Annotated in this window: 19 protein-coding genes and 1 pseudogene; 4 read left to right on the top strand and 16 right to left on the bottom strand. The window is 61.2% G+C overall.

The annotated features are described in order from the left end of the window. Positions 1 to 81: 81 nt before the first annotated feature. The 4 genes and pseudogenes from ACMGGK_RS03575 to ACMGGK_RS03560 form a co-directional block, all read right to left on the bottom strand. Positions 82 to 1,405, bottom strand: a pseudogene (locus tag ACMGGK_RS03575) (MFS transporter). After that, complete coding sequence (locus ACMGGK_RS03570; protein ID WP_016929991.1) at positions 1,402 to 2,055, bottom strand: DUF4286 family protein; 654 nt, start codon at positions 2,053 to 2,055, stop codon at positions 1,402 to 1,404. The pseudogene ACMGGK_RS03575 and the gene ACMGGK_RS03570 overlap by 4 nt, the downstream one beginning before the upstream one ends. 49 nt (positions 2,056 to 2,104) lie before the next feature. After that, complete coding sequence (locus tag ACMGGK_RS03565; RefSeq protein WP_049300364.1) at positions 2,105 to 3,451, bottom strand: amidase; 1,347 nt, start codon at positions 3,449 to 3,451, stop codon at positions 2,105 to 2,107. After that, entirely contained in the window at positions 3,451 to 4,164 is a 714-nt protein-coding gene (locus tag ACMGGK_RS03560; RefSeq protein WP_025304139.1) for a DUF2848 domain-containing protein, read from the bottom strand. Before ACMGGK_RS03560 ends, ACMGGK_RS03565 begins: the two co-directional genes overlap by 1 nt. A 162-nt stretch (positions 4,165 to 4,326) precedes the next feature. On the opposite strand from ACMGGK_RS03560, the gene ACMGGK_RS03555 reads away from it, so the two are divergent. Further along, positions 4,327 to 4,971, top strand: coding sequence for a GntR family transcriptional regulator (locus ACMGGK_RS03555; protein WP_169540627.1), 645 nt, complete (start codon positions 4,327 to 4,329; stop codon positions 4,969 to 4,971). Between the two features lie 225 nt (positions 4,972 to 5,196). Here the strand turns inward: ACMGGK_RS03555 and ACMGGK_RS03550 are convergent, their stop codons facing one another. The 4 genes from ACMGGK_RS03550 to ACMGGK_RS03535 form a co-directional block, all read right to left on the bottom strand. After that, on the bottom strand, positions 5,197 to 5,514 hold the full coding sequence (locus ACMGGK_RS03550) for a BrnA antitoxin family protein (protein ID WP_016929995.1): 318 nt from the start codon (positions 5,512 to 5,514) through the stop codon (positions 5,197 to 5,199). Beyond that, entirely contained in the window at positions 5,477 to 5,800 is a 324-nt protein-coding gene (locus ACMGGK_RS03545) for a BrnT family toxin (RefSeq protein WP_116404143.1), read from the bottom strand. Before ACMGGK_RS03545 ends, ACMGGK_RS03550 begins: the two co-directional genes overlap by 38 nt. Before the next feature lie 77 nt (positions 5,801 to 5,877). Beyond that, entirely contained in the window at positions 5,878 to 6,624 is a 747-nt protein-coding gene (locus tag ACMGGK_RS03540) for an SDR family oxidoreductase (protein WP_048797029.1), read from the bottom strand. A gap of 96 nt (positions 6,625 to 6,720) precedes the next feature. Continuing rightward, positions 6,721 to 6,954: a hypothetical protein gene (locus ACMGGK_RS03535; RefSeq protein WP_016929998.1), complete on the bottom strand. Its 234-nt coding sequence runs from the start codon at positions 6,952 to 6,954 to the stop codon at positions 6,721 to 6,723. Between the two features lie 189 nt (positions 6,955 to 7,143). On the opposite strand from ACMGGK_RS03535, the gene ACMGGK_RS03530 reads away from it, so the two are divergent. From ACMGGK_RS03530 to ACMGGK_RS03520, 3 genes are read left to right on the top strand one after another with little or no spacing between them, the layout of a single operon-like run. Beyond that, on the top strand, positions 7,144 to 7,803 hold the full coding sequence (locus ACMGGK_RS03530) for a response regulator (protein WP_016929999.1): 660 nt from the start codon (positions 7,144 to 7,146) through the stop codon (positions 7,801 to 7,803). 4 nt (positions 7,804 to 7,807) lie between these two features. Next, a complete protein-coding gene (locus ACMGGK_RS03525; protein ID WP_016930000.1) occupies positions 7,808 to 9,226 on the top strand; it encodes an ATP-binding protein in 1,419 nt (472 codons plus the stop codon). Next, positions 9,226 to 9,753, top strand: a complete 528-nt coding sequence (locus ACMGGK_RS03520) for a GNAT family N-acetyltransferase (RefSeq protein WP_049300399.1) — start codon at positions 9,226 to 9,228, stop codon at positions 9,751 to 9,753. Before ACMGGK_RS03525 ends, ACMGGK_RS03520 begins: the two co-directional genes overlap by 1 nt. Before the next feature lie 10 nt (positions 9,754 to 9,763). On the opposite strand, the gene ACMGGK_RS03515 is transcribed toward ACMGGK_RS03520, so the two are convergent. The 8 genes from ACMGGK_RS03515 to ACMGGK_RS03480 all read right to left on the bottom strand — a co-directional run bounded on the left by ACMGGK_RS03515 (position 9,764) and on the right by ACMGGK_RS03480 (position 20,259). Next, complete coding sequence (locus ACMGGK_RS03515) at positions 9,764 to 10,729, bottom strand: quinone oxidoreductase family protein (RefSeq protein WP_206194934.1); 966 nt, start codon at positions 10,727 to 10,729, stop codon at positions 9,764 to 9,766. A gap of 108 nt (positions 10,730 to 10,837) precedes the next feature. Continuing rightward, positions 10,838 to 13,717, bottom strand: a complete 2,880-nt coding sequence (gene gcvP / locus ACMGGK_RS03510) for an aminomethyl-transferring glycine dehydrogenase (RefSeq protein ID WP_420276694.1) — start codon at positions 13,715 to 13,717, stop codon at positions 10,838 to 10,840. Positions 13,718 to 13,809: 92 nt separating this feature from the next. Beyond that, a complete protein-coding gene (gcvH, locus tag ACMGGK_RS03505; RefSeq protein WP_043142653.1) occupies positions 13,810 to 14,196 on the bottom strand; it encodes a glycine cleavage system protein GcvH in 387 nt (128 codons plus the stop codon). A 44-nt stretch (positions 14,197 to 14,240) separates the two neighbouring features. After that, positions 14,241 to 15,338: a glycine cleavage system aminomethyltransferase GcvT gene (gene gcvT, locus ACMGGK_RS03500; RefSeq protein ID WP_016930004.1), complete on the bottom strand. Its 1,098-nt coding sequence runs from the start codon at positions 15,336 to 15,338 to the stop codon at positions 14,241 to 14,243. Positions 15,339 to 15,844: 506 nt separating this feature from the next. Next, complete coding sequence (gene ubiI, locus ACMGGK_RS03495) at positions 15,845 to 17,047, bottom strand: FAD-dependent 2-octaprenylphenol hydroxylase (RefSeq protein WP_016930005.1); 1,203 nt, start codon at positions 17,045 to 17,047, stop codon at positions 15,845 to 15,847. A gap of 81 nt (positions 17,048 to 17,128) precedes the next feature. Beyond that, on the bottom strand, positions 17,129 to 18,307 hold the full coding sequence (gene ubiH / locus ACMGGK_RS03490) for a 2-octaprenyl-6-methoxyphenyl hydroxylase (RefSeq protein ID WP_028128314.1): 1,179 nt from the start codon (positions 18,305 to 18,307) through the stop codon (positions 17,129 to 17,131). A 1-nt stretch (position 18,308) separates the two neighbouring features. Beyond that, positions 18,309 to 19,625: a Xaa-Pro aminopeptidase gene (gene pepP / locus ACMGGK_RS03485; protein ID WP_016930007.1), complete on the bottom strand. Its 1,317-nt coding sequence runs from the start codon at positions 19,623 to 19,625 to the stop codon at positions 18,309 to 18,311. 55 nt (positions 19,626 to 19,680) lie between these two features. After that, positions 19,681 to 20,259 carry a YecA family protein gene (locus tag ACMGGK_RS03480; RefSeq protein WP_028127696.1) on the bottom strand — a complete coding sequence of 193 codons (579 nt, stop codon included), beginning with the start codon at positions 20,257 to 20,259 and terminating at the stop codon, positions 19,681 to 19,683. Positions 20,260 to 20,472 lie beyond the last annotated feature (213 nt).

The raw sequence follows: 20,472 nt of genomic DNA, 5'->3' as shown, positions 1-20,472 counted from the left end.
CCACGTTCCGCAGCATGACCGTTAATGACCGTTTGTGTGGTTTTGACCGAACGCCGGGCCCAAAGTAGCCCGGCGTTCTATTTACAGCGGCTTATGCGCCGTTTCCCGCGCCGCCCATACCGCCCAAAGCGTGATAAGCAGAGCCAACGCGACATAGGCGGAAATCGCCAGCGTGCTGTCGTAAGATTTAAACAAAGAAGTGATGATCAGCGGGGCAAAGCCGCCACCGATAATCCCCGCCAAGGTATAGGCTAACGAAGATCCGGCATAACGCACCCGTGTCGGGAACTGTTCCGTGATGAATGCCGCCTGTGGCCCATACATCGCCGCATGGATCAACAGCCCAATCACCACAGCCATGCAGATCAACACCGGTTGACTGCTGTCGAGCAGGACAAAGAACGCAAACGCCCACACTATCGCCGCCAATGCACCGCCGATATACACCGGACGACGGCCGAAGCGATCCGACAACGCGCCGAACAGCGGTACTGCGACGGCGTTGCCTATCGCCCCCAGCATGGTGGCACCCAGCGCCAGAGGGCGCGGCAGATTCAGCACGGTGGTGACGTAGGTCAACGTGAACACGACCACCAACGCATAGAGCACGTCAGAGCCGATTCGCGATCCGCCGGCGATCAGCAGTGGACGCATGTGCTGCGTGAAGACTTCGCGGATCGGCGACTGCGTAACATCTTTCGACGCCTCCAGTTGTAAAAATGCCGGCGTCTCACCCCCCCCGGCGCAGCCACAAACCGAAGATGACCAGCACCAGACTCAGCAGGAACGGGATCCGCCAGCCCCATTGCTGGAAATCGTCCGCCGACATCGCCAACGTCACCAACGTAATGAGGCCTGTGCCGATCAGCGAACCGCAGGACGGCCCTACCTGAGCAAAGGACGCGTTGCGCCCGCGCTGATGCGGCTTGCCGTGTTCCATCGACAACAGTACCGCACCCGCCCATTCTCCGCCCAGCGCAATGCCCTGAATAAAGCGCAGCGTCACCAGCAGCAGCGGGCTCCAAATCCCCCAGCTGGCGTAGCCGGGCAGCAATCCCATCAGCGCCGTGGTCACGCCCATGATCACCAGCGTGGTGACCAGTACAAAGCGCCGTCCCAACACATCGCCAAGGTGGCCGAATACGATGCCACCGATCGGCCGGGAAACATAACCCACCGCATAAGTGGAGAAAGCCAGAATCGTGCCCACCAGCGGATCGAACGATGGGAAGAATACATGGTTGAAAATCAACGCGGCCATGATGTTGTAGACGGTGAAATCGTACCATTCCAGCGCCGTGCCGATCGAGCTGGCCGCCGCCAGTTTGCCGGTATTGGGCGGTGCGGCGGTGCTTTCTGCGGCCGGTGCGGCAGCCTGTGCCGTTTCAGTGGTGTATGCATTCATGATGTCAGCTCCTGTGCGGTCAGTTGCCAGCCAAGGGCATAATGCCAGGCATCGGCGGCGGGCATGTTCAGCGCTTCAGCGGCCTGCTCGCTTAAACGCAGGCCGGCTTCGGCGTCGCTGCTTTCGATCAATAGCATCGGCAACATTCGGCGGTTTTCTCGCGATTCTTTCGGCAGCGGGGAACTGAGTTCGGCATCCGGCGTCAACAGGCTGCTGCGCACGAATCCGGGCTGTTCAGCCAGCTGCGCACCCAATTGCAAGACGCGGGCATGCAGCGCTTCCGATGCCGCCGACGGCAGCACAAAGATACAGAGATGACTGCCGCACCCTTGGCCAGTGACCGCCTCCACCGCACACACTCTGCGCATTGGATCACGCATTTTCTCCAGGCTCGCCACCGACCATGGCGTTTGGTGTTGAAACGCGGCGCGATAGGCTTCGGAGGTAAAACTGGCCAATGATTCGGTTTTATACAACCCCAAATATTGACGCCCCCCCTGCAATGCCCGATAGCGGGTGCCGGATAAAAAACCGGGCACCCGCACTCGCTCCTCCACATGTTCGCGGTCATACCAGCGATTGAAATCCGCATCATCCTGCGTGGCGACATCCGTCGCGACAAACAGCATTCCGTTCTGGGAATCGTTCATGGATATTCTCCTGGTCATCTCAAAAGGCAGGCCTGCGCCCACCGGAAAATCACGCGTCGGCGAGGCAGCGTTCGATCGCCAGCGCCCACCCCAACAACGCCTCATCACGCATCGGCAACCCAGCCAGCATCAGTCCGACCGGCGCCTCTCCTGGCTGTTGGCAAGGCAAGGACAACGCGCAACCGTCGAGGAAATTGATGATCGCGGGATTGCGCAGCATCAGTCCGTTGCAACGGAAGTAGGCATCATCCGCCGCCAGCTCGCCGATAGTTGGCGCAATCATCGGCACGGTCGGCATCAGCAAAGCGTCAAAACTCTGCAGCTCCGCCGTAACTCGCCGCTGCCAGCCGGCGCGTTGTCGCTGCAACAGCTGCAGCTCGGCGTCGCCCAAGGATGCGCCGCGGCGAATGCGCGACAGCACCCTTGGGTCATAACCATCGCCCCGTTCAGCGATCAACGCTTGATGCCAGCGCCAGGACTCCAGCGCGGTGAAACCGCCATCGGCATTGATCGCCGCCAGCTCGGCGAACGCCGTGGCGGGGATAAATTCAATACGTGCGCCTGCCTGACTCAGGCATTGCAGGCTGCGCTGGAACGCCCCGGCGACTTCCGGCTGCAGTTCATCCAGCACCACCGCTTGCGGCACGGCAAAATGCGCCTGCGCCAACGTTTTTTGCGGCACCCGCAGCGGACAGTCGGCAATCAGTGCATCCAGCGCAATACAGCTGGCGACGTCATGAGCGATCACGCCGATCGAATCCAGCGAAGGCGACAACGGCAGTAAGCCGGCGTCATTGATGCGCCGTGCAGTGGGTTTATAACCGGTCAACCCGCACAGCGCGGCGGGAATGCGTACCGACCCGCCGGTATCGCTGCCAATCGCGCCCAGGCACATGCCGTCGGCCACCGCCACCGCCGCACCGGAAGAGGAGCCGCCGGGAATGCGCGCCGCCTGGCGCTCCCAAGGATTGGCCGGCGTCCCGTAATGCGGATTGATGCCCAGACCGGAATAGGCGAACTCCGTCATCGTCGTTTTGCCAACCACCACCGCGCCGGCTTGCAACAGCCGTTCCACTACCGCAGCGTGTTTTTCAGCGGCTGGCGCGTCCGCTAATACGCGCGAACCGGCCGTGGTCACCTCACCGGCCACGTCAAACAGGTCCTTGACCGAGATCGGCACGCCATCCAGCGCCGACAGAGGCGAGCCGGCGGCGCGTCGCCGATCGGAGGCCTGCGCTTGCCGTTGCGCCCACTCGGTGTAGGTACGCGTAAATGCGCGCCCCCCCTCTCCCCGCTCATCGACGATCTGCGCCAAAGCGGCGGTGGTGAGTTGCACTGCGGTGAGCTCACCGCTAGCCAGCCCGGCGGTGGCCTGCATCAAAGTCAGCTTTTTCATTACGCCACCACCGGCAGTTCGATGCTGCGGTAGCGATGACTGATGGTTCGCCCGAGCACGTCGTCCACCAGTTCCATGCGAAACTCGCCAGCCGGCCGAATGCCGCCGATCGCCGCCACCGTGCCGCAAGTCATCGCCAACCCGTCGGGCGTTTGCGGCTGCGCCAGCCCGCACTCCGGCGGCTGCATACCGGTGAAGTAACGTTCCAGCAAATCACCGGGCGTACGCAACGCGGCAAGGCAGCCCTGTTGATACAATCGCCATTCGCCCTCTTCTCTGATCCACGAACGCAAGATCAAACTGTCCCAATGTTCCAACACCTCCTGCAGCGGCCAGGCGGCTCGCGCCACCGGTTTAACGCAAATCTGTTTCGACAGCGCCACGCTGTGCGCTTCGAGTTGACGATCGGTGTGATCGGACGCCAATGACACGAACAGTTCGCCGCGGTGGGCAAAAATCAGCGGCTCCACTTCGCCGGACGTCGCGTTGCCAATGACTTCAATGGTCTCTTGCTGGCTCAACTGATTGGCGGCAACGCGGTAAAACAGGGGGATTGCACTGGGCTGGGGCACGCCCAGCTCGGCCAATTCACGAATATGGTGCAAGATCGCCTCGCGATCGCGTCCGGTCCAACCGGCGATCACCAGATGATCAATCTCAACATTCAACGTCGCCGCGCCGCAGGATTCAGGTAAAGTGAAGGTCAGTCTCATGGCAGTTTCGCCCCTTTTGTTAAAACACTGTGAAATTTCACTATATCTTTAGTTACCAAATAAGCGATTTCCATGCCATGTTTTTGTGTACTATGTCTAAAAACTTTCTTCTTGCAGGAGCAAAACGTGAAGACTGTTGACGCAGAAAGCCCGCAGCGCCCGATGACGGAAGAAGCCGGCGTGTCACTGAACGAGCTGGCCTACCGGCGTTTCAAACAGGCGCTGGTCACACTCAGCTACAAGCCGGGCGAATATCTCAATACCGCGCAGGTGATGAACGACCTGGATATGGGCAGAACGCCGATCAATCAGGCAATCCACCGCTTGGCCAACGAGGGGTTATTGCAGGTCATCCCGCGCAAAGGCGTGATGGTTTCACCGTTGTCGATGGACGATGCGTTGGAATTGATCGAAGTAAGGCTGGCTAACGAGATGCTGTGTATGCGGCTGGCGAGCCAGAAGATTACCGAGAGGCAGATAGCGACGCTGACCGAACTCAATCGGCAAATCGAAGCCGCGAGCCAGGAGCGAGATAGGGTGCGCATGATGACACTCGACCATGAATTTCACCAGGAACTGGCGCAGATCGCCGGCAATAACATGCTGGCGGATATCCTGAGTGTACTGCATGCCAGGGCGCAGCGCTTTTGGGCCAGCACCCTGTCGCGGGAAGGGCATATGCGCGAAGTGATCGACGAACACCGGGCAATTATCGCCGCGCTGGCCGCACAAGACAGCGCCGCCGCCGCCGAGGCCGCGCAGGCGCATATCCTGTCATTCCGCACTGCGCTGCTGCACGACGGGTAACCCCGCGGCGCAGGATATTACCGGGAATAGTTATGATGACCCTGTTCTGCCGATGAGCAGGAGATAAACGGTAAACGGTCACATTTCACGCTCCGCGGAATGACCGTTTTTATAGTTTTGATCGAGCTCCATCGAGAGGTGGCCGACGTTGGCAGGTGTTGCCTTAAAAAACTGCAAAAAAAATCCGGTGAGAATCTCACCGGATCGTTAGCCGCCTGACACACATTATTCCTCGTGCTCATGCTCTTTCAACATCGCCTCACGCAACACGGCGTTCAGGCGTTTCTGATAGCCTTTGCCTGGCCGCTGAAGCCAGGCCAACACATCCGCATCGATTCGGATGGTTTTTGATACTTTCATCGGCTTATAAAAACGCCCCTGAACCGCAGTCTGCCACGTTTCTTCCCCCAGCGCCGGCGCATCGGCATAATCGATGCCCTCGTCCGGCAACGCACTCAGTGAAGCAATTTGCGCTTTCTGCTCCTCCGTCAACGGCGGGAGTACGCTATGGGCCAGATTTTTGGCGGAATTTTTGCGCTTCATATCTTCCCCTCTCTTTGCCATCGGCCTTGCGTGCTGAAATGATACGCACGATCTCTACTGTATCGCCTTCGACATCCGTTTCGATCGTCGTATGTGCCACCAGCAACAGCAAACAGGATCCGACCATACCGATCGTTTGCCAACGTTCTTCTCCATCCTCGATCCTTTCCAGCACAGCCAAATGGTTGGGATCCAGAAAAACCCGTTGCGCTATCTCAAAACTGACACGGTGTTTGCGCTGGTTACTGTGATTTTTATCCTGATTCCATTCAAAATAAACATACATTTTTGTAACTACATTTTGGTTGTTATTTAATCAAAATACATCACCTCCGAAGGGATGTCAAAATTCTCCGGATGCGTTCAACGCCCGCCTGCGGCCTCGATAAAGGTGCCGGTCACGTAAGACGCGGCGTCGGACAGCAGCCAGGCGATCGCCTCCGCCACTTCTTGCGGCTGGCCGCCGCGCTGCATCGGCAAACTGCCCTTCACGCGATCCACCCGGCCGGGTTCGCCGCCGCTGGCGTGTATCTCGGTATAGATAAGCCCAGGCCGCACGCCGTTGACGCGGATGCCCTGCGCCGCCACCTCCAGCGATAGCCCGATGGTCAACGAATCGACGGCGCCTTTCGAGGCGGCATAATCCACGTACTCCCCCGGCGCGCCTAAACGAGAAGCGGCGGAAGACACATTGACGATAGCGCCGCCCTGCCCGCCATGACGCTGCGCCATGCGTTTCACCGCCTCGCGGCAACACAGGAAGTAACCGGTGACGTTAGTGCCGAGCACCTGATTGATGCGCTCGGCGGTCAACTGTTCAATGTTCGCCTGCCGGAACAGAATGCCGGCGTTGTTGACCAGCGCGCTGAGCGTGCCCAGCCCGGCATCCAGCGCCCTGAACATCGCCATCACCTGCGCTTCATCGGCCACGTCGGCCTGCAGCGCTAGCGCCTTGCCGCCCTGCGCCTCGATCTCCGCCACCACCTGGCGCGCCGCATTTTCGTCACGCAGGTAATTCACGCCCACCGCATAGCCCTGCCGGGCCAGCAGCAGAGCGGTCGCGCGGCCAATCCCCCGGCTTGCGCCGGTTACCAATGCCACTTTCGTCATACTGTTTTTTCTCTGGTTAACGATATCAACACAGCGGCCTGCCCGCAGGCGCCCCGTATGCCCGTCAGAGTATAGAGCGGCGTCCTAAAAACCGCTTCAAAGCTGAGCCAGGCGGCGCAGCTGCTTTTTAATGCGCGACTTGGCGCAGCCGTAAGCATCCGTCGCCGCCGCCTGATGCACCCGCTGCAAAGCGGAAGCATGATGGCCGCCGTGGCTATGGCTCTGCGCATCACCGCGAAAAGACAACAGCAACAGAACGAGCAGCATCGCCACGCTTGAATACATCAGCCGCCGCGAGGCGCCCGCGTTCGGGAAACCTTCAGTCTGCATGTTTCGCTCCCCCAGCCATGATTTCGAATGGCAGCAAAATAACTGAAATTCTTCCGTGCTCCCTTAACGCGAGATTAAAGCCAGATTAAGGTTTGCTTAAGAACGCGCAGGCCGAGCAGGTTTCCCCGTTGTCTTCCCGTCAGCGTTATAGTTAGATAAGCGCGACTCAAGGATCTCAGCGGAAATAACGTGAACATACTGTTGGTGGAAGACGACCTGCAATTAGGCAAGGCGCTGTGCCGCGCATTGGAGCTGGCCGGCTTTAATTTGTGCTGGGTGCGCCTGATCGCCGACGCGGAAAATAAACTTTCATCCGGCGGATTCGATCTGATGCTGCTGGATCTCACGCTGCCGGACGGCGACGGTTTGCAGAAGCTGATCGCCTGGCGCGCCGCCGGGCAAAATATCCCGATCATCATCCTGACCGCCCGCGACCGCATTGAAAGCCTGGTGAACAGCCTGGACTCCGGCGCGGACGACTTTCTGGCCAAACCCTTTGCGCTGCCCGAACTCATCTCGCGCGTCAAGGCGGTCAACCGGCGCATGGCGGGCTTCGCGTCACAAACCTGGAGCCTCGGCGCGCTGTATCTCGATCCAGTCAACCATCAGGTCATGCTGGATAACGAATTGCTGATGCTGTCGAAAAAAGAGTATCACCTGCTGCACGAACTGATGCGTTGCGCCGGCACCGTGGTGCGCAAAGCGGTGTTGGAACAGCGGCTGTTCGGCCACGGCGACAGCGTGGAAAGCAACTCGCTGGAAGTGCACATGCATAATTTACGGCGCAAGATCGGTAAAGAAAGAGTGATTACCGTACGCGGCATTGGCTATTTGCTGAAGAAAGAGTAGCGGAATGATCGGTTTCAAATCCTTCTTTATGCGCACCATTATTTTCCAGGTGCTGGCCATTTTATTGTTGTGGGGGCTCCTCGTCGCCTGGGTAAAATATTGGTATTACCCCGACATGGAGAAATATTTCGATAACCAGCAACGCATCGTCGCTGCAGGCATCGCCAATATTCTCGACGAAACAGGCACTGACAATATCGATTACCGCGGCATCATCAAGACTATTGAAGGCATGTACATTGATTCCATCAATAACGGCATGCAGGATGAAATCGACTATCACCCGCTGTTTGTGGTTTACGATCGAGACAACCGGGTGCTTTACAGTTCGCAAACGCAGGGAGAGCCGCTGCGCCTGCCGCCTTCGGTGCTGTCCGGTTCCGTCAATTACGCCGGCGCCAACTGGCATCTCGCCGGCAGCTGGAGCGAAAAGCGCCAGTACCGGGTGATCGTCGGCGAATCGTTCAACGATCGCACCACGCTGTTCGGCAATCCGGCGGAGAGCACCGCCGTACCGCTGCTGGGTATTCTGGCGGCCATCATCGTCACCTTGCTGTTTACCGCCTATTTCAGCCTGCGGCCGCTGCGCCAGATCGCCCGCACCATCTCCGATCGCCAGCCTGGCAACCTGTCGCCGATCAACGTCAGCGAGCAGTATCAGGAAATCCGGCCGGTGGTGATGGAGGTCAACAAACTGATGGCGCGCATCGACGCCGCCAATCAGCGCGAGAAACGGTTTATGGCCGACGCCGCGCACGAACTGCGCACGCCGATCGCCGCCGTGCTGGCGCAGCTGCATTTGCTGACCCAGGTCACCGAGCAGCAGGAGCGCCGGGAGATCATCGGCGACATGCAGCAAGGGCTGGATCGCGCGGCGTCGCTGTCACGCCAGCTGATCAACCTGGCCAAGCTGGAGGCGGAAGATTTTCCGCTGAAGATTGAGGCGGTGGACATCTACGCCGAAATTGGCAAATGCATCGCGCAGCACGTTCCCTATGCATTGGAAAAGGATGTGGAACTGTCGCTCGACGGCAGCGAGGATGTGGTGGTGAGCACCGATCGCCGTGCGCTGATCGCCATCTTCACCAATCTGCTGGACAATGCGCTCAAATACGCGCCACCCGGCAGCCGCATCGAAGCCAATATCCGCTCGCTGGCGCCGCTCGGCTGCTATATTACGTTGCGCGACAACGGCCCAGGAGTAAGCGAAGAACACCGTTCCCGCCTGTTTGAGCGCTTTTACCGCGTGCCCGGCACGCAGCAAACCGGCAGCGGGCTCGGATTGGCCATCGCCCGCAACCTGGCCGACAAAATCGGCGCGCAGCTGCGCGTCACCGAAGGCCTCGACGATCGCGGCATCGGCTTCATCATCGATTTGCCGGAAAGTTACCGGCCACAGACTGAGAGTGAACAACGACCATGATTGCCCCTGTTCTGCTACAACGGCAGCAACTCGACCGGCTATGGGATATCGACCGCAGCGAAATTATCGACACTCTGTATCGCCTGCAGGACGGCAAGTTGCACCCCTACCCGGACTACTACGATGTGCGCGGCTGGGATCCGCACGATCGGGAAACCTATACGCCGATCCACGAAGCGTGCTTCGATCGCGGCGGGGCGTTCTTCGCGCTGTTCGAAGGCGAGGAGATCGCGGCGGCGGCGGCGCTGGACACCGAACCGCGCGGCCCACAGCGGGATCTGCGCCAGCTGCTGTTCTTTTACGTCAGCGCGCACAAACGCGGCCAGGGGTTAGGCAGGCAGCTGTTCCAGCTCTGCCTGCGTCAGGCGGCGCAAGAAGGCGCCGCCGGGCTGTATGTCTCCTCCATCCCCAATAAAAGCACCGTAGACTTCTATCTGGCGCAAGGGTGCCGACTCATCGAACAGCCGGATACGGAATTGTTCGCCCGTGAGCCGGAGGATATTCATCTGGTCTGCCCTTGCCGCTAACGGCCGGGGCTTAACGGGCGATGCGTATCACCGAACGCACGTCACTTTTCTTGTTCAGATCCCACACCTCGGCGATCTCCGCCAACGCGTGTTCCTGCGTCTCGATAGTGAGCGCTCCGGTCGCCGCCAGCGCCAGAATCTCGATCGCGTAGCGCTGCATTTCCGGGATCGGTGGGAAGTTGCCGGTGCCGCTGCCGAGGATCTGCAGCTGATTACTGCGCAACACCGCCGCCGGCAGCCGGATGTCCGGCGCGGCCATCGAACCGACGTTGACCAAGCGAATGCCGCGTCCGCCGGCGTAAGACGAGAGATCGTGATTATTGAGGGTCGCGAGCAGCGCTTCGGTCGCCGGCCCCCAGATGTAATCGACGATCACCTGATAACCGCCCGGCCCCGCCGCCGCCGCGAAGGCCTGCGTCAGCGCCTCGCCCTGCAGGCTCAGATCCACCGTGGCATCCACGCCCAACGCTTCCAGCACGCTCAGCCGACGGCCGGCGGCAACGATACGCCCTGCTCCTGCCTGACGCGCCGCGGCAACCGCCAGCTTGCCTGAGGTGCCGGTGGCGCCGATGATCAGCACCGTTTCACCGGACTGCAGATCCGCCCGCCAACGCAGCGGCAGCCAGGCGGCGAAGGCCGGATTGATCAGCGCTGCCGCCGTGGCGTCATCCACCGCCTCCGGCACCGGCACCGTCCATGACGCGACGCTGCGCTCAGCCATCGCACCGTAAGGGCGGCGGAAGGAGGCAAAGTACACCCGTTTTCCGTCCGCCGTACGGCCCACGCCGTCGGTGCCGGGCACAATCGGCAATTGCTTCGGGCTGGAATAGTGGGTGCCGGCGACGGTGGCGCGATCCAACTGTTTGATGCCGGCCGCCAGAACGTCGATCGGCACTTCATTCACCTGCGCCTGGGGCTCCTCAAAGGTGCCGAAAACCGGGGCTTGCCCCAGCGCTGTTACGATTGCCGCTTGCATGGTGACTCCTCAAATCGTGGGAACGTACAGGAAAGAATAGGCCGCTATAAAATAAAAAGGGACACCGCATGATGCGGTGTCCCCCGAACACAAACTTTGCCGAACGTGTTATTCGTAATCGCTCATCGGCACGCAAGAGCAGAACAGGTTACGGTCGCCGTACACGTCGTCCAGACGCTTAACGCTCGGCCAGTACTTGTTCTCGCGTACGCCGGCCACCGGGAACACCGCCAGCTCGCGGCTGTACGGGTGCTGCCAGTCGTTGACCAGCTCCGCCTGCACGTGCGGCGCATTCACCAGCGGGTTGTCTTCCAGCGGCCATTCGCCTTTGGCGACGCGGTCGATCTCGCTGCGGATCGCCAGCATCGCATCGATAAAGCGATCCAGCTCCACTTTGCTTTCCGACTCGGTCGGCTCGACCATCAGCGTGCCCGCCACCGGGAACGACATGGTCGGCGCGTGGAAGCCGAAGTCAATCAGGCGCTTGGCGATGTCCATTTCGCTGATGCCGGTCTCTTCCTTCAGCGGACGAATGTCGAGGATGCATTCGTGCGCCACGCGGTGATCGCGGCCGGTATACAGAATCGGATAGGCGTCTTTCAGACGGGTGGCGATGTAGTTGGCGTTCAGGATCGCCATCTGGCTGGCCTGCTTCAGGCCTTCCGCGCCCATCATGCGGATGTACATCCAGCTGATCGGCAGGATGGAGGCGCTGCCGAACGGCGCCGCGGAGACCGCGCCCTGCTGGGTGGTTACGCCGTCGATCTGCACGACGCTGTGGCCCGGTACGAACGGCGCCAGGTGCGCTTTCACGCCGATAGGGCCCATGCCCGGGCCGCCGCCGCCGTGCGGGATGCAGAAGGTTTTATGCAGGTTGAGGTGCGAAACATCCGCGCCGATGTAGCCCGGCGTGGTGATGCCCACCTGGGCGTTCATGTTGGCGCCGTCCAGATACACCTGACCGCCGAACTGATGCACGATCTGGCACACTTCACGGATGGTTTCTTCATACACGCCGTGGGTCGACGGGTAGGTCACCATGATGCAAGAGAGTTCTTCGCCTGCCTGCTCCGCCTTGACGCGCAGATCGTGCAGATCGATGTTGCCGTTCTTGTCGCAGGCGACCACGACCACGCTCATGCCCGCCATCTGGGCGGAGGCCGGGTTGGTGCCGTGCGCCGAGCTCGGGATCAGGCAGACGTGACGGCCCGCTTCGTTGCGGCTTTCGTGGTAGCGGCGGATCGCCAGCAGGCCGGCGTATTCGCCCTGCGCGCCGGAGTTCGGCTGCATGCACACCGCGTCATAGCCGGTCAGCTGCACCAGCCACTGAGACAGTTGGCCGATCATCTGTTGGTAACCGGCAGCCTGCTCCGGCGGGCAGAACGGGTGCAGTTCGGAGAATTCAGGCCAGGTGATCGGGATCATTTCCGCCGCGGCGTTCAATTTCATGGTGCAGGAACCCAGCGGGATCATCGCCTGGTTCAGCGCCAGATCCTTACGCTCCAAGCGATGCATGTAACGCATCATCTCGGTTTCGCTGTGATAACGGTTGAATACCGGGTGGGTCAGGATCGGATCCTGGCGCAGCATGGCGGCCGGGATCGATTGACTGTTTTTGCTCACCGCCGCGTCCAACGCGTCGATGTCCAGACCCTGATTGTCGCCGGCCAGCAGTGCGAACAGCGTTTGCACGTCTTCACGCGAGGTGGCTTCATCCAGCGTGATGCCCACGGCGCCGTGGATGTCGGTACGCAGGTTGATGCCGAAGCTCAGCGCACGTTCCAGCACGGCGGCCTTGTCTTTCACTTCAACGGTCAGGGTGTCGAACCAGGTGTTGTGGCGCAGCGTCAGGCCGGCCTTCTGCAGCCCGGCGGCCAGAATGTCGGTCAGGCGATGGATGCGCCCGGCGATGCGCTGCAGCCCTTGCGGGCCGTGATACACCGCATACAGGCTGGCGATGTTGGCCAGCAGCACCTGCGAAGTACAGATATTCGAGTTGGCCTTCTCGCGGCGGATATGCTGCTCGCGGGTCTGCATTGCCATGCGCAGCGCGGTGTTGCCGGCGGCATCGCGGGAAACGCCGATGATGCGGCCCGGCATCGAACGCTTGAACTCGTCGCGGCAGGCGAAGAAGGCGGCGTGCGGGCCGCCGTAGCCCATCGGCACGCCGAAGCGCTGCGCGGAGCCGAACACCACGTCGGCGCCCTGCTTGCCCGGCGCGGTCAGCAGCACCAGGGCCATGATGTCGGCGGCCACGCTGGTGATGATTTTGCGCGATTTCAGTTCGGCCAGCAGCGCGCTGTAGTCGTGCAGTTCACCGGTGGTGCCCACCTGCTGCAGCAACACGCCGAACACGCCGTCCAGCTCCAGCACTTTTTCCGCTTTATCGACGATGACGTCGAAGCCGAAGGTTTCGGCGCGGGTGCGCACCACGTCCAGCGTTTGCGGATGCACGTCGTCAGCCACGAAGAAGCGGTTGGCGTCTTTCAGCTTGCTGGCGCGTTTGGCCAACGCCATCGCCTCGGCGGCGGCGGTGGCTTCATCCAGCAGCGATGCGGAGGCCAGATCCAGGCCGGTCAGATCGAGGGTCACGGTCTGGAAGTTCAGCAGCGCTTCCAGACGGCCCTGCGACACTTCCGGCTGATAAGGGGTGTAAGCGGTGTACCAGCCCGGGTTTTCCAGCATGTTGCGCAGGATCACCGGCGGCGTCAGCACGGCGCTGTAGCCCATGCCGATATAGGATTTGTAGCGCTGATTCTGCGAGGCGATCGCCTTCAGCTCAGCCAGCGCCTGGTGTTCGGTCGCCGCGTCGCCAACCGGCGGCGGCCCCGGCAGCTGAATGTCCGCCGGCACGATCTGTTGGATCAGCGCGCTGAGCGAGCGAGCGCCCACCGCTGCCAGCAACTCCTGGCGTTGTTCCGCAGAAGAGCCGATGTGGCGTTCGATGAACGCTTCGCTGTGTTCGAGTTGGCTGAGTGTCTGAGTCATTGCTACAAATTCCTGAATGCTTGCGTGATACGGGATATAGCTTGAACGGTAACTAAAACGCCCCGGCCGAAAGGCCTGGGGCGTGGGCACGATTACTCGTCGATCGAGGCCTGATAAGCCGCGGCGTCCAGCAGGTTCGCCAGCTCGCCTTCGTCGGAGGCTTTAATCTGGAACAGGAAGCCGTCACCGTAAGGTTCGCTGTTCACCAGCTCCGGGGAGCTTTCCAGCTCGCCGTTCACCGCCACGATTTCACCGCTGATTGGTGCGTAAATGTCCGACGCCGCCTTGACGGATTCCGCCACGGCGCAATCTTCACCGGCGGCGACTGTGCGGCCCACTTCCGGCAGATCGACAAATACCATATCGCCCAGCAGTTCCTGCGCGTGTTCGGTGATGCCTACGGTGTAAACGCCGTTACCTTCTGCACGAACCCACTCGTGGGAGGATGCGTATTTCAATTCTGTTGGCACATTGCTCATCGCCGGTTACTCCTTCGAAGAAATAAAAAATCAATCAATAGAAATTAATTTGCCAGCGGCTTGCCGGCGCGAACGAAACCGGGCTTGGTCACTTTGACCGGCATCTCGCGGTTGCGGATCTGCACGATAGCCTGCTCGCCGATGCCCGCCGGCACACGCGCCAGCGCGATGCTGAAGCCCAGCGTCGGGGAGAACGAACCGCTGGTGATCACGCCTTCGTGGGTTTGCCCCGCCGCGTCGGTGAAACGCACCGGCAGCTCATTACGTAATACGCCTTTTTCCGTCATGATCAAGCCGACCAGTTGCTCGGTGCCCTGCTCGCGCTGTTGTTCCAGCGCTTCGCGGCCGATGAAACGGCGATCTTCCGGCTGCCAGGCGATGGTCCAGCCCATGTTGGCGGCCAGCGGCGAAACGCCTTCATCCATCTCTTGCCCGTAGAGGTTCATGCCCGCTTCCAGACGCAGCGTGTCGCGCGCGCCCAGACCGGCCGGCTTGACGCCCGCGGCCAGCAATTTTTGCCAGAAATCCGCCGCCTGCTCTTTCGGCAGCGCGATCTCATACCCGGCCTCGCCGGTGTAACCGGTGGTGGCGATGAACAGCTCGCCGGCCTGCACGCCGAAGAACGGCTTCATGCCTTCGACCGCGCTTTTTTGCTCCGGGGTGAACAGGGTGCCGGCGCGCTCTTTGGCCTGCGGGCCCTGCACCGCGATCAGCGCCAGATCGTCGCGCACCGTCAGCGCGACGCCATACGGCGCGGCGTGCTCTTCGATCCAGGCCAGGTCTTTGTCGCGGGTGGCGGAGTTCACCACCAGGCGGAAATAGTCTTCAGTGAGGAAATAAACGATCAGGTCGTCGATCACGCCGCCGGAGGCATTCAGCATGCCGGTGTACAGCGCTTTGCCGGGTTGGGTCAGTTTGGCGACGTCGTTCGCCAGCAGGTAGCGCAGGAACTCGCGGGTGCGGGCGCCGTGCAGATCCACAATGGTCATGTGAGACACGTCGAACATGCCGGCATCCTGACGCACCGCGTGGTGCTCATCGAGCTGCGAGCCGTAGTGCAGCGGCATCATCCAGCCGTGAAAGTCTACCATGCGCGCACCGCACGCCACGTGCTGGTCGTACAGTGGGGTTTGCTTTGCCATCTTTTCCCTCTTTCCACTCGTCGCTAGAAGTTAGGGTGCTGCCACGCAATGCGGCGGAGACTGGCTCGCGGCCCGATCGCCATGGCGCACTGACTGCTCAACACAAATGCTGCGCCGGGACGGGCGGAAACTGCGTGCAACCGCCGTGACGCAAACGATACCTTTCCCTCGAACTTATCACCGAACGACCACATTAACCATAAGTTAAAATAGGCTCATCGCCGTTCCCGGGCGGTAAAACGCCGGGCTAGTGTGCAGAGTTTTTCACTGGAAAAATGCGCCTTAAGGCACAAAATTAACAATTAAAGCGGCAAAACACCGAACTTATATAACAAACCTATGGCCGCACATGGGATCCGGACTTTTGATAACCGAACATGGAATTAGAAAAAGTAATGATAAAAAGCGGCTGAAATTAGATTATTTCAAATGAGGGGTTATATAAGGAAACGCGATGGCATAAGGCGAGAAGCGCGAGCCCGCTGCGGGCCCGCAGAAGGCAGGTGTCAGGCAAGCCACTCGGGCAGATCGTTCAGGCCCATCGCCTGACGCACCAGCTTCGGTTTGACGCCCGGCAGGCTGTCCGCCAGCCGCAGGCCCACGTCGCGCAGCAGCTTTTTGGCCGGGTGATTGCCGTCGAACAGTTCGCGGAAACCCTGCATGCTGGCCAGCATTACCGCCGCGCCATGTTTGCGGCGGCGCTCATAGCGGCGCAGATAGAGGTGCTGGCCAATATCCTTGCCCTGCCGTTGCAGGCGACGCAGTTCGGAAATCAGCTCGGCGGCGTCCATAAAGCCCAGGTTCACGCCCTGTCCGGCCAGCGGATGCACGGTATGCGCCGCATCGCCCACCAGCGCCAGGCGGTGCGCCGCGAAGCTGCGCGCATAGCGGCCGGTCAGCGGGAACGCCAGCCGTTCGCTTTCCAGGCTGCAGGCGCCCAGACGCATATCGAAGGCCATCGCCAGTTCGCGGTTGAATTGTTCCGGCTCCAGCTGCTTGAGACGCTCGGCCTCTTCCGGCGCGACCGACCAGACGATGGAGCTCAAATGCGGATCGCTGAACGGCAGGAACGCCAGAATGCCGTCGCCGTGGAAAATTTGCCGCGCCGTGGCCTGGTGCGGCTCTTCGGTGCGGATGGTGGCCACCAGCGCGTGGTGGCGATAGTCCCAGAAGGTAAGCGGGATATCGGCATGCTGGCGCAGCCACGACTGGGCGCCGTCGGCGCCAATCACCAACCGGGCGGTCAGCATACGGCCGTCCTCCAGCGTGATGAAGGCGTCATTCTCGCCCCACGCCACCTGCTTGAGCGCGGCCGGGGTAATCAGCGTGATGTCCGACAGGCTTTCGGCGCGTTTCCACAGCGCCTGCTGGATCACCGAATTTTCGATGATGTGGCCGAGATGGCTGAAGCCGCACTCATCGCCGCGGAAGGCGATTTTGCCGAAGCTGTCGCGATCCCACACTTCCATCGCGTTGTAAGCGCTGGCGCGCTGTTGGAGGATGTCGTCCCACACGCCGATGTGCTGCAGCAACCGCTCGCTGGCGGCATTGATGGCGGAGACGCGCAGCGCAGGCTGCTCCGACGGCGGCGTCATCTCCGGCTGGCGCTGCTCCAACACCGCCACGCGCAGCCCGCTGCCCTGCAAGCCGCAGGCCAACGCCAGCCCCACCATACCGCCACCGGCGATAATCACGTCAAATGATTGCATGCTGCTCGATTTCCTTAAATAACGCGCGACGCCTTGCCGCGCCGCGTTTTTGGGCGCGCCACAGGGCGCCCGATTCTGTGTCTAACGTTCCACCCAGCCCAGCGTACGCTTGGCGAAGGCGTCGCGCACCGCCGGCAAACGCGCCATCGCCATCAGCCCCAGATTGCGGCCGACCACCAGCGGGCTATAACGATTGGCGAACAGGTGGATCAACCCATCGGTCACGCCGATCGTCGCCTGCTGATCGTTTTGCCGCCGCTGCTGATAACGGCTCAGCAATGCGTAACCGCCGGCGTCTTCGCCGCTGTCTGCCGCTTCCGCCAGCGTTTCCGCCAGCGACATCACGTCGCGCAGACCAAGATTGAACCCCTGCCCGGCGATCGGATGCAGCGTCTGCGCCGCGTTGCCCACCAGCGCCAGCCGGTGGCTGACATGGCGATCGGCGGTCAGCAGGCCAAGTGGATAACTGTGCCGCTTACCGGCCTTGAGGATGCGCCCCAGCCGCCAGCCGAAAGCCTGTTGCAGCTCGGCGATAAAACGCGCGTCGTCCCAGGCATCCACCCGGGCGCGATCTTCGCGCGCATGGCACCACACCAGCGAACTGCGCCCCTGCGACATCGGCAACAGCGCCAGCGGCCCATAACGGGTAAAGCGCTCGAAAGCTCGCCCCTGCGGATCTTCCGCCGTGGTGACGTTGGCGATGGTGGCGAACTGCGGATAGTCCTCCTGCCGCCACTGCACGTTGCAGGCCTGCGCCAGCGCCGAACGCGAACCGTCGGCCGCCACCAGCAGCTGCCCGCGCAGACGCTGGCCGTTGTCCAGCAGCACTTCCGCCCGCTCCGCGGTGCGGATCACGTCCACCACCCGCGCGGGGCAGTGCAGCGTGACGCCCGGCGCCTTCGCCAGCAGTGCAAACAGCCGCTGCCCGGCGTCGTGCAGTTCGATCACCTGCCCGAGCGCATCGACCTGATAATCCTGCGCCTGCAGATTAACGAAACCGGCGTGACCGCGATCGCTGACGTGCACCTGAGTGATCGGCGTGGCGCAGTCGCGCAGCGCCGGCCAAACGCCGATGCGCGCCAGCTGTTGGCAGGTGCCCTGCGCCAAAGCAATGGCGCGGGCGTCAAAACCAGGATGGCTGCGGTCGTCCGGCCGGGTCGCCTCGACCAGATCCACCGCCATTCTTCCCTGAGTAAGCGACGAGATAGCCAGCGCCAGCGTCGCGCCCGCCATACCGCCGCCAACGATAATTACGCTCATGCTATGACCTTGCCGCCGCCATCAACGCTTCGATGGCATCGGCATCTTTCACTACGGTGGCAGTCAGGTTTTCATTGCCGTCGGCGGTGATCACGATGTCGTCCTCGATGCGGATGCCAATGCCGCGGTATTCCTCCGGCACGTCCGCATCCGGCGCGATGTACAGCCCCGGTTCCACGGTCAGCACCATGCCCGGCTCCAGCAGCCGATCGCGGCTCGGCGTGCCGTAGTGGCCGACGTCATGCACATCGAGCCCCAACCAGTGGCTCAACCCGTGCATAAAGAACTGACGGTGGGCCTGCTCGGCGATCAATTGATCGACTTCACCTTTCAATACGCCCAGCTCCACCAGCCCGACCACCATGATGCGCACCACTTCGTCATTGACTTCGCGGATGCTGGTGCCGGGTTTGAACAGTTCCAAAGCGCGCTGCAGCGACGCCAGCACAATGTCGTACACCGCGCGCTGCGGCCGGCTGAACTTGCCGTTGACCGGGAAGGTGCGGGTGATGTCGCCGGCGTACCCCTGGTACTCGCAACCGGCGTCGATCAGCACCAGATCGCCGTCGCGCATCTGGCTCTCGTTCTCGGTGTAGTGCAGGATGCAGCCGTTTTCGCCGCTGCCGACGATGGTGTTGTAAGACGGATAACGGGCGCCGAGGCGGGTGAATTCATGATGAATTTCCGCTTCCAGCTGGTATTCGAACATGCCCGGGCGGCATTTTTCCATCGCGCGGGTATGCGCCAACGCGCTGATCTCACCGGCGCGGCGCATCACCGCCAGCTCTTCCGGCGATTTGAACAGGCGCATGTCGTGCAGCCACGGCCGCCAGTCGGTAACGGTGGCCGGCGCCTGCAGATTCTGGCGGAACCCCTTGCGCAGCTTGTCCAACGCGCCGAACAGGATCTGATCGGCATAGGCGTATTCGCCCTGCGCGTGGTAGACCGCATCCAGGCCGTTGAGCAGCAGGTGCAGTTGGTCATTGATTTCATCGAACGGCAGCGCGCGATCCACGCCCAGCTTCGCCGGCGCGGCGTCTTGCCCCAGGCGGCGGCCAAACCAGATTTCCGCCGTCAAATCGCGCACCCGGTTGAACAACACGCTGTGGTTGTGCGTTTCATCGCTTTTAATCAGCACCAGCACCGCTTCGGGCTCATTGAAGCCGGTCAGGTACCAAAAGTCGCTGTTCTGCCGGTAGGGATAGTCTGAATCTGCACTGCGCGTCGTTTCCGGCGCAGAGAAAATAACCGCCGCGCTGGCCGGCGCCATTTTCGCCAACAGCGCCTGGCGGCGGTTGTTGAATTCCTGCTGAGTCATTGCCTTCTCCTGAAATCATGCCATCCGCACCGCCGGCGGAGGGGTGATAAAACGTTTAGTGCAACGTCGGTTTGATGTTTTCCGGTGCCGTCGGCTTGTGACGGGCGAATTCGCCGTGGCACATGATGGCGGCGACCCGCACATACTCCGCCACTTCTTCCAGCGACTGTTCCAATTCTTCCTGATCTTCGTCTTCGTCGTAGCCCAGTTGCGCGATGTTGCGCAGGTCGTCGATCGCTTCACCGACTTCGTCTTTCACCTGGGCCAGCTTCGGCTGCATCATGCCCAGCCCGAGCAGGAAGTGGTTGACCCAACCGGCCAGCGCGTCGGCGCGATCGAACACGCTGACGATCTCCCCTTCGGGCAGCATCAGTTGGAACAGGAATTCGTCATCTTCCAGCGTGTCGCGCGTCGCTTCATACAGCTGTTGCAGCGGTTGGCTGAGCGCCTGCGGGAAGGCGACGCCTTCGTTGGTCAGATCGTGCACCAGCGCCTGCCAGCCGGCGTCACGGCTGCCGCCGCACAGCAGGCCGCTGATCAGGCCGTGCATTTCTGCCGCGGTCAACGCCACCGACTGCTGGTTGAGGGCCACGGTTAAAGATTGGTAACTTGGAAATGTATTCTGTATAGACATGCGCATTCGTCATCGTTGGCAGGATAAGTTCGTGTTATGCTACCACCAAGGTCCGTCGCTATACCAGATAAGCGCGACACCTCAGTGGCTAGTTATAATCGCGATGTGGCAGGTTTCACACTGCGCCGGCGGGTGGCGAAAGTGCGGTAAATACGCATTTTGAAACCCTTTTTTGACTGGCAATGTGCGCCACAGTAGATTACAACCAGGTAC

Origin of the sequence: Serratia sp. BNK-33-b (assembly GCF_048684565.1) — a bacterium.
In the GTDB taxonomy this organism is placed as follows: domain Bacteria; phylum Pseudomonadota; class Gammaproteobacteria; order Enterobacterales; family Enterobacteriaceae; genus Serratia; species Serratia marcescens.
Note: the sequence above shows the minus strand (reverse complement) of the source record. Positions and strands in the feature narration are given on the sequence as shown.